We start from the raw sequence: 12,521 nt of genomic DNA on the forward strand, positions 1-12,521 counted from the left end.
AGTGAGGGACATCATGAAGGGTTTTATCTTTGACCTGGACGGAACAGTCTACCTGGGCGACCGGCTGATCGACGGCGCCGCGGAGGCGATCCGCAGTTTGCGGGAGCGGGGTGACAAAGTCGTGTTTTTGTCCAATAAACCGATTGCCACCCGAGAATCTTATGCCCATAAACTAACGAAAATGGGAATACCTACTCAATTGGACGATGTGCTCAACTCCTCCCTGATCGTGGCCAGATATCTGCAGAGCGTCTGCAAACCAGGCGACCGGGTGCTGGTCATCGGGGAACAGCCGATCCGCGAAGAGCTGCGCAGACACGGGATCGCCATGAGCCAAGATCCGCTGAACGTTGAGTACGTCGTGCTCTCCTGGGATCGCCGCTTTACCTATGACATGCTCAATGATCTCTACCAGGCCAGCATCCGCGGAGCCAAGGTGATCGCCTCCAATCCAGATCGGACCTGTCCGCTGGAAGACGGGCAGATTCCCGATACGGGCGCGCTGATTGGCGCTCTGGAGGGAGCGACCGGCAAGCCGATCGATCTCGTCGTCGGCAAGCCGTCAACAATTGCCGCCGAAGCCGCCGTGCAGCACCTGGGATTGAAGCACGAGGACTGCTATATGGTCGGCGACAGACTGGAGACGGATATCAAGATGGGAAATGACACGGGAATGAACTCTGTCCTGGTCTTGACCGGGATCAGCACCAAAGAGATGGCAGAGACAAGCCCGTACCGGCCTCGTTATGTGCTGGACAGCATTAAAGAGATTGTCAATTTGTAAGCGGAACGGTGGTATAATTAGGATCATCACGAACGTCACGGAGGTAGATTGATGTATCCTATCGTTGATATGGTTGAGCATCAAACGATTGCCGCTGTTCAGTCAGAGGAAGATTTGGACGATGCGCTGGGGAGCAAGGTGAATATCATCTTTTTGCTGACCGGCTCCATTTTCAACATCAAAGAGCTGGTAACCCGGATCAGACAGGCAAATAAGCACGTTTTTTTGCATATGGAATTCATAGAGGGAATTGCCGCAGACAAGAGCGGCGTTGCTTACGTAGCCAGGCATATCGAACCGACTGGCATTCTCTCCACTCGCAGCAACCTGATTCGCGTGGCCAAAGACATGAACCTGATGGCCATTCAGCGCATTTTCTTGATCGACCGCAACGCGGTTGTCAAGGGCATCAAGGTCATTGAGCAGACGCTTCCGGACGCGGTGGAAATCATGCCGGGCGTGATGCCGCGGGTCATCGGTGAAATTACCAATCTGACGCCGCTTCCGATCATCGCCGGCGGTCTGATCGGGACGCAAAAAGAGATTGACGAAGCACTGGAAGCGGGAGCTTTGGCTGTTTCCGTCGGAAGCAAAGAATTGTGGATGAACTAAAGTGAAACTGTACACAAAAGGGTAGAGATCAGGAGAAACCCCTTTGGAATGGTGCGACTTGTACGGCAAGTTGTCTCTTTTCCATTGGGGTTTTTTTCATCAACTCCGCCATTGGGCAGGAGAGGAGGACTACTGTGAACATGACATTTTCCGCAAAGAACAGGGCGTGTGTCCTCGATCAGATGGCAGAAAATGAGCTTGATTTGATCATCATCGGCGGCGGCATTACCGGAGCGGGCATCGCCTTGGACGCCAGCGTGCGCGGCCTGCGGGTCGGGCTGCTGGAGAAAGCCGACTTCGGCTCCGGCACCAGCAGCCGTTCGACCAAACTGATCCACGGCGGCTTGCGCTATTTGAAGCAGGGAGAAGTAAAGCTGGTGCAGGAGGTGGGACGCGAGCGGGCGATCCTGTACAAAAACGCTCCGCATCTGGTCACGCCGGCGCCGATGCTGCTGCCGATCTACAAGGGCGGCACGTACGGCTATCTGGCTTCATCCGTCGGGCTGTATGTCTACGATTGGCTGGCCGGGGTGGCGCGCAAAGAACGGCGAAAAATGCTGAATAAAGCGGATACGCTGCGGCATGAACCGCTGCTGAAGCCAGACGGACTGAAAGGGTCGGGGCTCTACTACGAATACCGTACCGATGATGCCCGGCTGACGTTGGACATCATGAAAACGGCATGGCGTCACGGAGCAAAGATCGTCAATTACACCGAGCTGACAGAGTTTATCTACCGGGACGGCAAAGTAGTTGGGGTGCGGGCACACGACCGGGTGAGCGGCAGGAGCATCGAGTTGTACGCCAAAAAAGTCGTCAACGCCGCCGGTCCCTGGGTCGATGGCGTACGAAAACTGGACGGCTCGCTGCAGGGAAAGCGGCTGTTTCTTACCAAGGGCGTTCACCTGGTCGTGGATCACGCCAGACTGCCGGTGGCACAGTCGGCCTACTTCGACACGCCTGACGGACGGATGGTCTTTGTCATTCCGCGCGGGAAGATCACCTATATCGGAACGACGGATACGGCATACTCCCACTACGTCGACCTGCCGCGGACGACGGAAGAAGACCGGGCCTATTTGATCCGGGCGGTCAACTTTATGTTCCCTCCAGTCAAACTTGCCGAGAGCGATATCCAGTCACATTGGGCCGGCCTCAGGCCATTGATCTACGAAGAGGGAAAAGGACCGTCCGAGCTGTCCCGCAAAGACGAGATCTTCATCTCCGACAGCGGCTTGATCACGATCGCCGGGGGCAAGCTGACCGGGTTCCGCAAGATGGCGGAGAAGGTGGTGGACCTGGTAGGCCGGCAGCTGGCTGAAGCGGGCAGAGGGAGCTTGCCGGGCTGCACGACGGATCAGATCGTCATCAGCGGCGGCGAATGCAAGGACCGTTCCCGGTATGCGGAGTGGAAACAGGAAATGCTGCAGATGGGCGCAGCCAAGGGGGTCGATCCGGCCGTCGCCAGGGAGTGGATCGAGACCTACGGGACCAATACGCTGCACATCTATGAACGCTTGCAGGACAGACCGTCCGGTTCCCAGGGCTATTCCCGGAAAGAACTGCTGGCGGCTCAACTGGCTTATTCCGTTGAAGAAGAAATGACCGTCCAGGCAGTCGATTTCCTGCGGCTGCGCACCGGCTGGACGTATTTTGACCTGCGGCAGGCTGAAGAGAATGCGGATACGGTGATCGCTTTGATGGCCGAAATGCTGGATTGGGACAGCAGTGAGATGGAGCGGCAGAGAGCGGAAGTGAACCGTTTCCTGGATACGATCTACCGCTTGCCGAAAAACGATCAGGAACTGGCCCGGATCGAGCCTTAGATAGTCTGCCGATCATTATTAGAAGGATGGGAAGATGATGAGGTTTACGGTTGGAAAAAAGCTTTTCTTAGGCTTCTTCTGCATTCTGGCGATGATGGCAGGGCTCGGCTGGCTCGGGCTGAGCAAGCTGGGAGTGATGAATGGGAAGGCGGAAGAGATCTCTGCAAATTGGCTGCCCAAGGTGTCGACAGTCATGGAGATCAAGTACCTGACGGAGCACATTTCCTCACTGGAACAGAAGTACGCTACGGCAGAGGATCGGCGCATGCAGATGATTGAACAGGACATGGATGGGGCAGTGAATGAGGCGGAGCGGCAAATCGGGGCCTTCGGACAAATCGCCACGGGTGAAGAGGAACAAAAGAATTATCAATCTCTTTTAAATTCGTGGGGACAGTACAAGGGGATTCATCAGCAATTGGTTGATGCCACCAAACAAGGGCAGACGGGCGAGGTCAAGCGTTTGCTGCAGGACGCCGACGTGATGTTTCAGGTGATGGCCGGTTACCTGGAGAGCTTGACCAGGATTAGCTACGACGGGGCACAGTCCGCATCAACAGAAGCCGCACAGATATACGCCCGAGGTCAGCGGGAGACGGCGCTGTTCATTTCGCTCGGTCTCATCGTCAGCATGCTGCTGGCCTTTTGGCTGATGCGATACATGACCCGGTCGCTTGGGCACATGGCCCGAAATGTCAAGGAGATGGCAGGCGGCGACTTGCGCATGCGGGAGCTTTCAGGATGGAAACGGGATGAGCTGGGGGATCTGGCTCGGGATCTGAACCAGATGAACGCCAATCTGCGCACGATGATTCTTCAAGTAACCGAGACGGCGGAACAGGTGGCAGCTCGATCACATGTGCTGGCTGCCGGCGCGCAGGAGACGCAAGACGGAAGCAGAGCAATCGCCTCAACCATCGAGATGATCGCACAGCAGGCCCAATCCGTCGTCACAGGTTCGCAGGAGTGCGGCAGAGCGATGGCGGAAATGGCGATGGGAATCCAACGCATTGCCGAGGCGTCCTCCCTGGCCGCAGAGACATCCGAAGCTTCCGCCCGAAGTGCCCAATCGGGAAACACATCGCTGGCTCTGGCGGTGGACGAGATGGAGGCGATTCACGGCTCCAGCAGAGAGGCTGTGTCATTGGTCACGCTGTTGGGCCAGCGTTCACAGGAGATTGGCAGTATTGTGGAAATGATTACAGAAATTTCAGCGCAGACCAATCTATTAGCGCTTAACGCGGCGATTGAAGCAGCCCGGGCTGGCGAGCACGGCAGAGGCTTTGCGGTTGTCGCCGACGAGGTTCGCAAGCTGGCCGAACAATCCGAGCAGTCAGCCAAGCAAATATCTGAGCTGGTGAAGCAGATGCAGCAAGATACGGCACAGGTTGTAGAGTCGATCCAAACGGTATCTTCCGATATGGCCAGAGGAACCGGTGTCGTCCGGGAGGCAAGGCAGACGTTTTCGCAAATCGTCAGCGACATGGATGAACTGACCAGCCAAATTCAAGATATCTCTGCTGTGTCGGAGGAGATGTCGGCAAGCTCCGAGCAGGTGGCCGCCAGCGTAGACGAATTTGTCTCCATCTCTGAGGGGACGGCAGATCAGACGCGGCAGGTGGTGGAGACGACGACGCGACAGACGGCAGCGTTGAGGCAAATCTCCACATCGGTCGCAGAGTTAAATCGCATGGCTGAAGAACTGAATCGGGCAATCGGCAGGTTTACTGTCTAGCGCCTGGGATTTCATGCAAAAGTGGCAGGTCATCACGAGTCCGGTCAGGAACCGGGCTTCACCGACCGCCACTTTTGTTTGCTTCGCCCAAATCTGTCTGCAACCGGTTGCCATAAGATCGCAATCAGCGCTCCGACGGAAGTGTTGGTGATCATGTTGGCGACGGCCGGAACGGCAGCGATCGGACTGATGTGATGAATCGCCAAAAGCGCCGCCAGCGCCGTATTGCAAATGCCCATTTCGTAAACGATCGAGCGCCGGTCCGGCTCAGCAGCCCCCAGTACAGCGCTGTAGCCATAGCCGAGCAGCATCGGTACGGTTACCTGCAGGAACACGCAGACGAACAGCAACGGCAGCAGATGGACATACTGCTTCAGCATCGCTTGTGCCCCCGAGACAACGGCTACGTCGATGATCAGGAGTGCGGCGGAAGACAGCAGGGGAATGATCTTCTTGACGTGCGTCAGCTTTGCTTCCCACTTCATCTGAATCAAGAGTCCGAGCATGATCGGAATCAGCACGACGTAGACCATCTGTAAAAAGACGCCCCAAAAGTCGACCGGCACGACGCTGCCGACGGCACTTTTCATAATCACGGGTGTAAGAAACGGCCCGATCAGCGTATCGACGGAGGACATCATAATACTCAGCGCCAGTGTGCCGCCCGCCATAAACGTGTAGAGATTGGCCGAGGTGCCGCTGGGGACCGAACCAGCCAGGATCACCCCGGCTAACAGTTCAGGATTTTCCGGAAAAAAGAGAAAGGCCAGCAGGATCGAGATGCCTAATGTGATCGTCCATTTTCCCAAGACGCCAAGCAGGGCCAGTTTTGGCTGCAAGATTACTCGTTTGAGGCTATCGCGCGACAGCGTCAGACCCATGTTGAACAGAATGAATCCCAAAGCAGGGGCTGTCCAGTCCTTGAAGAAGACGAAATGTTGCGGAAAATGATAGGCCAGCAGGGCAAAGCAGATAATCCACAGCGGGAGAAATTTTGAAATGATCGTATTGCATATTGCCAGCATGAAACCACTCCTAGCCTTGATGGGCTGCCTTGTACATAGAGCTGAAACTTAGCCGCTCGGTTATTTACCATTCAATTAGAAATCAGCTATCCTTGTCCATGCAGGTACCCTTCTGACGGAAATGAAATTTTCTGACCGTTTCCATTGTAAAGGATTCGCATCTATTAATCTATCGAATCAAGAGATTTTTGCCGAAAGAGGAGTGGTTCTGGGAATGTTTGCGGAAAATAGGGTAAGCGTCATCAAGGAACAATCACTGGCAATGGAGAAAGCGGGAACCATCACGCCGCAGGGTCTCAACTTGGCGGGACTTGCAAACGGTCTGTCAGCATGCGCTGCTTACCTCGTTTCGTGAAGACGACAATCTCAAATGATGGCGGGGCGTACTTGGCCGCTTATTGAACGGATTTCTATAGGCTTTCGAACCTAAACATTCAATTACACGCTATAGGACTAGTCGCACTTTTCAACTTCCAACGATGCTGCCAAAGGACTATTTTCCTTTAAAAAGATAAAAAACCCGCAACAAACAGCGGGGGTATTTCGTTATACCAGTATGAGGAAAAATTTGTTTAATTAAGGAACCTATTTATACTTACTCCTCCACAGATTCCTCCCAGTTTAGCATGACTATTTATCGTCAATCATTGTAGTGGAACCCCGAAGGTTAATGACGGAAAAATGCCTCTTTCAACGCAGAGCCAAAAGAACTACGGATTCATATCCGCACCGTGAAGGCAGTAAGCATACTTGTGGTACCTGTTGTCAACCAGACAGCCGGATTTGTAAAGACGGGTCCGAGGCAACAGGCAAGTTAAAAACTTGAGAAGCACGATGATTTATTTGATTCCGACGGACTAAAGTTAAAAACAGTCGAGCCTTTATACAACCAGAAATTTCCTTGTGTTGTAGTATTTTGGCAATTATAAAAAGGAGGGAAAAAGAGACGATGACGAGGATGAAACGGCTGCGCGGCGCGGGAATGATGCTGTTGGCAGCCGCCGTGCTGCTTGGCACTTCGGAGTCGTACCAGACAGCGGCGGGAAAGGGGGAGACTGAACCGCTTTTGCGAATGGATGCTGCTGTTCCGATGAAATCCGGCGCCAGTTACCTGGAGAGTGCCAGTGCACGGCAGATTTTGCAAGACCTGAAGCGGCGAAGCCCGAACAGGCAGCACCCCCGCCTGATGGCGACTGCTGACCAATTTGAGCAGATGAAGGTTTATCTCAAGACGGACAAAACGTTTAAGAAGTACTTTGACGATGTCAAGTGGTCTGCTGACAAAATCCTTTCGCAGCCTGCTGCCACGTATCAGCTGAAAAATGGAAAGCTGCTGGAGACCAGTGATTTGGTGCTCGACCGTGTGTTGCGATTGGCGCTCATGTACCGGTTGACACACGACAAGGTATACGCAGACCGGGCCTGGAAAGAGCTGAGAGCCGTCTGTGACGATAATCAGTTCAAAGACTGGAATCCGCCGCATTTCCTTGACGTGGCGGAGATGTCGAACGCTGTCGCAATCGGTTACGACTGGCTGTACGACTACTTGTCCGACAGCCAGAAAAAAACGCTTCGTTCCGCCTTGATGCGCAAAGGGCTGGAGCCGGCGCTTGAGGTGTACAGGGGAAATACGAAAGGGCCGGTCAACCAGGTGTCCTGGCTGCGTACAGAGGATAACTGGAATACAGTCGTTAACGCAGGGATTGGCGTCGGCGCCCTTGCCATCGCAGACGAGACGCCGGAAACAGAGCAACTCAGCAGCCAGATACTGGAATATGCGATTCGCAACATAACCGTCTCGCTCGGCAACTACGCTCCAGACGGAGGCAGTCCGGAGGGGCCGGGGTACTGGGATCACGGAACGTTGTACATCAGTTACTTCCTCTCCTCGCTGGATTCCGCCCTGGGTACCGACTACGGCTTGTCAGATGCGCCGGGTCTTTCCGAAACCGGGTATTATCCGCTTTACGTAACCGGTCCAGCCGGTTCTTTCAACTTGGGGGATGCCGACTTCACGACCGAGTACATCATTCCGCAGCAGCTCTGGTTGGCTGGCAAGTACGGGAAACCGGAGCTGCTTCCTTCCGGGTTGCAAGGGTACGGAATGGCGATGAAGATGGTTTGGTATAAACCGGCTGATGCGGCTGCACAAAGCGTGTCACGACTACCACTGGACAAGAGATTCTCCAACCCGGAGACAGAAATCGTCACGATGCGCAGCAAGTGGAATGATCCGAATGCGTTGTTTGTCGGTTTTCACGCTGGAGACAATTATCTGAATCACGCGGATCTGGACATCGGGACGTTCGTGCTGGATGCCCTGGGGGTAAGGTGGGCCACTGAACTGGGGAAAGACAACTACGACCTGCCCGGGTATTTCGATATTAGAGGACAGCGCTGGGACTATTACCGGAAACGCGCTGAGGGGCAAAATACGCTGGTCATCAATCCGGGGAGCGGACCGGATCAGAATATTCACGCCAAAAGCACCATTGATACCTTTAAAACAAGCGCCCAAGGAGCCTTTGCCATCACGGACATGACGTCAGCTTACGAGCGGGATGCGGTATCCGCAAAACGGGGGATTGCACTGGTCGACAACCGCACAAAGGTGCTTCTTCAAGATGAAGTCCAGCTGAAGAGAAAGGGCTACATCTGGTGGTTCATGCATACAGATGCGAAAATCAGTCTCGCTGATGACGGGCGATCGGCGATTCTGCAGGTTGGGGACAAACGGCTGTGGGCTCATATCCTTTCAGATCAAAAGCTGAAGTTTAGAGTATTCTACGAAAAACCGCTCAGTACATCGCCCAACCCGCCCAATCAGGCGGAGAATAAGGGACTCAAGCTGGCGATTCTGTCCGAGGGGGCGAGCGATCTGCGGCTTTCCGTCCTGTTTGTGCCGCTTCGCGAAGGAGAAAAACCGCCTGCGACAATGCCGGAGATCAAGCCGCTGAAGGATTGGAGCACTACCGGCTTTCCGGTTCGCCTGCAGTAGGCAGTCCTTTTACTGGAAACGGAAGGCGGCTGCAGGCAGGGCCGCCTTTTCCCAAAATTTTTAGCGGCCGTATTTCGACAAATTAAGACCGTTGTTTTTCTCCTATGCCTATTTTAGTATTAGTCTTACTTGATCTGTAGGACAAAATTCGCTCTCATTCAAGGGGAGTATTTGCAATTGTCTTGTTTTTGTATCAAAAGGAGGCGTGCAAATGTCACAACTGGAAACGAAACAGAGCTGGCTGGAGAGGTACCATCTCTGGCTCCAACAGGACGGCATACAGCAGGATTTGCGGGAAGAACTGGCGGGCATTCAGAATCAACCGGATGAGATCGAAGACCGGTTCTACAAGGATATCGAGTTTGGAACAGCGGGAATAAGAGGAGTAATCGGCGCTGGCACCAATCGACTGAATATTTATACTGTTCGCAAGGTTGTCTCCGGCTTGGCCTCCTACATCCTAAACCTGGGGACGGAAGCGATGAAGCGGGGAGTCGCAATCGCCTACGATTCCAGAAAGTACTCGCGAGAGTTTGCCGAGGAAGCGGCACGTGTTCTGGACAGCAGGGGCATACCTGTTTTTCTGTTTGAAGAAATGGCTGCCACGCCGCTGTTGTCATACGCGATCCGCTACTTTCGGACGGCAGCTGGCATTGTCGTGACGGCGAGTCACAACCCGCCCCAGTTCAACGGGCTGAAAGTATACGACGAACATGGCGGACAGATTACCGATGGGATTGCAGAGAAGATATATGCGGAGATTCAGCGTTTCACCGACCCTCTTGCCATACATACAGACGGTTTGCAGAAAGACAGGGGACAGGGAATTACGCTGGTCGGGGAGGAAGTTCTCAAGGCGTATACAGACGAAGTGAGATCCCTTCTCCTCAACCGATCCGTAACCGAGCAGCATGGAAAGAAGCTGCGTATTGTCTATACCCCGCTGCATGGAACAGGAAACGTGCCGGTACGGTCCATTCTGGAGAAAAGTGGATTCTCCGACGTGCATGTAGTTGAAGCACAAGCGCAGCCGGACCAGCAATTTTCGACGGTAAAGGCACCTAATCCGGAAGAGAAGGACGTTTTTGAGCTGGCTCTCAAGTTGGCAGAAGAGGTAGATGCCGACCTGATCATGGCTACAGACCCGGACGCGGATCGATTGGGAGTATTGGTCAAAGCGGACGGAGAATACAAGTATCTGAGCGGCAACCAAATTGGGGTGCTCATCCTGCACTACCTGTTGGAACAAAAGCAGGCAAAGGGCCTGCTCCCTAAGAATGGAGCTGTTCTGAATTCCATCGTCACTTCCGGCTTGGGAGAGAAAATCGCCGGGAAGTACGGGCTCAAAACCGTTCACACACTGACGGGCTTCAAGTATATCGGGGAAAAAATCAACGAATACAAAGTCACCGGCGATCATACTTTTGTATTTGGCTACGAAGAAAGTTATGGATACCTGGCGGGAGATTTCGTCCGCGATAAGGACGCCGTGCAGACAACGGCGATCGTCGCCGAGATGGTGCTGGTTTATAAAGAAGAGGGCAAACATCTTTTTCAGGTGTTGGCAGAGATCTATCGCGAGCATGGCTACTACTGGGAAGATTACCTGTCGATTACCTTCTCCGGCGCTTCGTCTGAAAAAAACATGCGGGAAATCATGCGTTCCTTCCGGCAAAATCCTCCTGAAAAGATTGCTGGCCTGCCGGTGAGGTGGATCGAGGACTACGAAAGCAGTAAAAAACGGCATGTCGCCGATCGGCGTGTCGCCTCCCTGGATCTGCCGAAGTCGGATGTACTAAAATTTGTTCTGGAAGACAGCTCGTGGATTGCGATCAGGCCTTCAGGTACGGAACCGAAAATGAAAGTCTACTTTAGCGCCGTGTCACTAACTTCGATGCAAGAGGCAATAGAAAAAGCAGATCGTTTGAAGCGCGAGTTGAAAGAGAAGGTGAACACTATATAAAGCGTTGTTATTGCAATGCCTGAACTTCCGGCATGCAGCGCTTCCCTGGTTTACCTATCCTGTCCGGCTTGATCGCGCATTCGCCTGTGCCATTCGAGGAATTCCCGGAATTGTTGCTTACTCACTCCGGATTGCATGGCCTCCCGAATAAGCCCGAGCCATTCTTCCGATAATTCCTCTTGTTCAACGACATGATCTTCGTGCAGAAGCTGGTCTAAAGAAACTTGAAGTGCAGCGGCGATTTTTTCAATAAGGTCAAGGGATGGATAACGATTCGTCCCTTTCTCAATGGAGTGCAAACAGGATGCACAGACATCCGAGAGTTCGGCTAATTGGGAAAGGGAGAAACCCTTTTCCTTTCGCAAGCTGTTTATGCGTGTTCCGAGCATTCACTTTTCCTCTCCTTCATTCGCTTGTTACATGGTGTATCCGTTTAGCGGCGCTATGTATGTTGAGTCTCTATTGTAACGAAATAAGAAGATGGACAGATAAAGGTGCCGCGCGGAAGGTCAAGACGACGTTCGATCACGCGGTAGTTGCCTTGGAATGGGATAAGGAGGAAGTATATTGTTACAGGACAAACAAGCAATAGAAGAGATCGATTTTGAATGGCTGGATCTGATCATCGAGGCACGGGATCTCGGTATAACGATAGAGGAGATAAGGGATTTTTTACGAGAGGCCGCTAAAAAAATCGGCTAAGTTCAACCGGGAGGCCTCAAACAAGTACCCCTGTCCGGGTAATGATCAGAATCGTCAAGCGGCTCTGCTACTTTACCGATATGAACATCCAGTCCCTTAAGCTGAGGAGATTCCTCTTTTTTTCGCATCACCGAGAGCCGCTCTCTCCTTCCTCTTCACGCTCTGCTGTAGCTGATTGGGCTGCTCCGCCTGCAGACAGGAACATCCGGATCTCTGCGGGTGTCAACCCCATGTTTCGGGCAGCTAAAATAAGTTTGATCCATTCCGGGTCCAAATGAGCCGCATATGTTGGTCTATCCATATATATACCTCCCATTGCTCGCGTCTAAACGTCTAATTCTTTTGACAATTTTCATACCTGCTGCGTCACCGGCTGCGCTATTCGTTTTTACCCTTTCGGTTCTCCCGCCATCTGTTAAACTGGATGAACTCCTGGAACTCCTGAAACTGCTCCTTGCTGATGCCGGCGTCAATCGCTTTTCGGACGAGCGACATCCACTCATGATCGATCGTTGTGTCACCCTCCTCGCTATTCAACAGGTAGTGAATGTCCACTTCAAGTACGGCTGTGATTTTTTCCAGAAACTGAACAGAAGGATTGGTCTGCAAATTGCGCTCTATGTAACTGAGATATGATTTGGCTACTCCGGCACGTTCGGCAAGTTCTGTCAGGGAAAGTCCCTTTTCCAATCGTATTTCCTGAATACGCTTACCAATCATCGTGAAATATCCCTCCGTATTTTGCGGCGAAAACCCTATGTAGTTCATTATAAAGAAAAACGCGTTCGTTATAAAATTGACAAAAGGGCGATAATTTGCGAAAATACCTATATAATGAACGATAATCGTTTCTTTTAACGAATACAAGCGGAAATT

12 protein-coding genes are annotated in these 12,521 nt (G+C 52.8%); 8 read left to right on the plus strand and 4 right to left on the minus strand.

From position 1 onward, the window contains the following. Positions 1-13 precede the first annotated feature (13 nt). The 4 genes from ACI7RC_RS06325 to ACI7RC_RS06340 all read left to right on the plus strand — a co-directional run bounded on the left by ACI7RC_RS06325 (position 14) and on the right by ACI7RC_RS06340 (position 4,957). Positions 14-784 carry an HAD-IIA family hydrolase gene (locus ACI7RC_RS06325; protein ID WP_408107387.1) on the plus strand — a complete coding sequence of 257 codons (771 nt, stop codon included), beginning with the start codon at positions 14-16 and terminating at the stop codon, positions 782-784. A gap of 51 nt (positions 785-835) precedes the next feature. Continuing rightward, positions 836-1,396, plus strand: coding sequence for a glycerol-3-phosphate responsive antiterminator (locus ACI7RC_RS06330; protein WP_408107388.1), 561 nt, complete (start codon positions 836-838; stop codon positions 1,394-1,396). A gap of 140 nt (positions 1,397-1,536) precedes the next feature. Next, positions 1,537-3,222 carry a glycerol-3-phosphate dehydrogenase/oxidase gene (locus ACI7RC_RS06335; RefSeq protein WP_408107459.1) on the plus strand — a complete coding sequence of 562 codons (1,686 nt, stop codon included), beginning with the start codon at positions 1,537-1,539 and terminating at the stop codon, positions 3,220-3,222. A gap of 34 nt (positions 3,223-3,256) precedes the next feature. After that, entirely contained in the window at positions 3,257-4,957 is a 1,701-nt protein-coding gene (locus tag ACI7RC_RS06340) for a methyl-accepting chemotaxis protein (RefSeq protein ID WP_408107389.1), read from the plus strand. A gap of 44 nt (positions 4,958-5,001) precedes the next feature. Here ACI7RC_RS06340 and ACI7RC_RS06345 read toward each other — a convergent pair whose 3' ends face one another. Continuing rightward, positions 5,002-5,982: a bile acid:sodium symporter family protein gene (locus ACI7RC_RS06345; RefSeq protein WP_408107390.1), complete on the minus strand. Its 981-nt coding sequence runs from the start codon at positions 5,980-5,982 to the stop codon at positions 5,002-5,004. 214 nt (positions 5,983-6,196) lie between these two features. On the opposite strand from ACI7RC_RS06345, the gene ACI7RC_RS06350 reads away from it, so the two are divergent. The 3 genes from ACI7RC_RS06350 (at position 6,197) to ACI7RC_RS06360 (ending at position 10,943) form a co-directional block, all read left to right on the plus strand. Further along, a complete protein-coding gene (locus ACI7RC_RS06350; RefSeq protein ID WP_408107391.1) occupies positions 6,197-6,337 on the plus strand; it encodes a hypothetical protein in 141 nt (46 codons plus the stop codon). Positions 6,338-6,931: 594 nt separating this feature from the next. Next, on the plus strand, positions 6,932-8,980 hold the full coding sequence (locus tag ACI7RC_RS06355; RefSeq protein WP_408107392.1) for a DUF4962 domain-containing protein: 2,049 nt from the start codon (positions 6,932-6,934) through the stop codon (positions 8,978-8,980). 211 nt (positions 8,981-9,191) lie between these two features. Next, on the plus strand, positions 9,192-10,943 hold the full coding sequence (locus ACI7RC_RS06360; RefSeq protein WP_408107393.1) for a phospho-sugar mutase: 1,752 nt from the start codon (positions 9,192-9,194) through the stop codon (positions 10,941-10,943). Between the two features lie 50 nt (positions 10,944-10,993). Here ACI7RC_RS06360 and ACI7RC_RS06365 read toward each other — a convergent pair whose 3' ends face one another. Next, positions 10,994-11,332, minus strand: a complete 339-nt coding sequence (locus ACI7RC_RS06365; protein WP_408107394.1) for a helix-turn-helix domain-containing protein — start codon at positions 11,330-11,332, stop codon at positions 10,994-10,996. 178 nt (positions 11,333-11,510) lie between these two features. Between ACI7RC_RS06365 and ACI7RC_RS06370 the strand changes: the two genes are divergently transcribed. Next, positions 11,511-11,645, plus strand: coding sequence for an anti-repressor SinI family protein (locus tag ACI7RC_RS06370; RefSeq protein WP_408107395.1), 135 nt, complete (start codon positions 11,511-11,513; stop codon positions 11,643-11,645). 127 nt (positions 11,646-11,772) lie between these two features. On the opposite strand, the gene ACI7RC_RS06375 is transcribed toward ACI7RC_RS06370, so the two are convergent. Together ACI7RC_RS06375 and ACI7RC_RS06380 are read right to left on the minus strand one after the other, a co-directional pair. After that, a complete protein-coding gene (locus tag ACI7RC_RS06375; protein WP_408107396.1) occupies positions 11,773-11,946 on the minus strand; it encodes an anti-repressor SinI family protein in 174 nt (57 codons plus the stop codon). A 77-nt stretch (positions 11,947-12,023) separates the two neighbouring features. Further along, positions 12,024-12,365 carry a helix-turn-helix domain-containing protein gene (locus ACI7RC_RS06380; protein WP_408107397.1) on the minus strand — a complete coding sequence of 114 codons (342 nt, stop codon included), beginning with the start codon at positions 12,363-12,365 and terminating at the stop codon, positions 12,024-12,026. Between the last annotated feature and the right edge of the window lie 156 nt (positions 12,366-12,521).

Source organism: Brevibacillus sp. B_LB10_24 (assembly GCF_046036945.1).
GTDB lineage: Bacteria > Bacillota > Bacilli > Brevibacillales > Brevibacillaceae > Brevibacillus_C.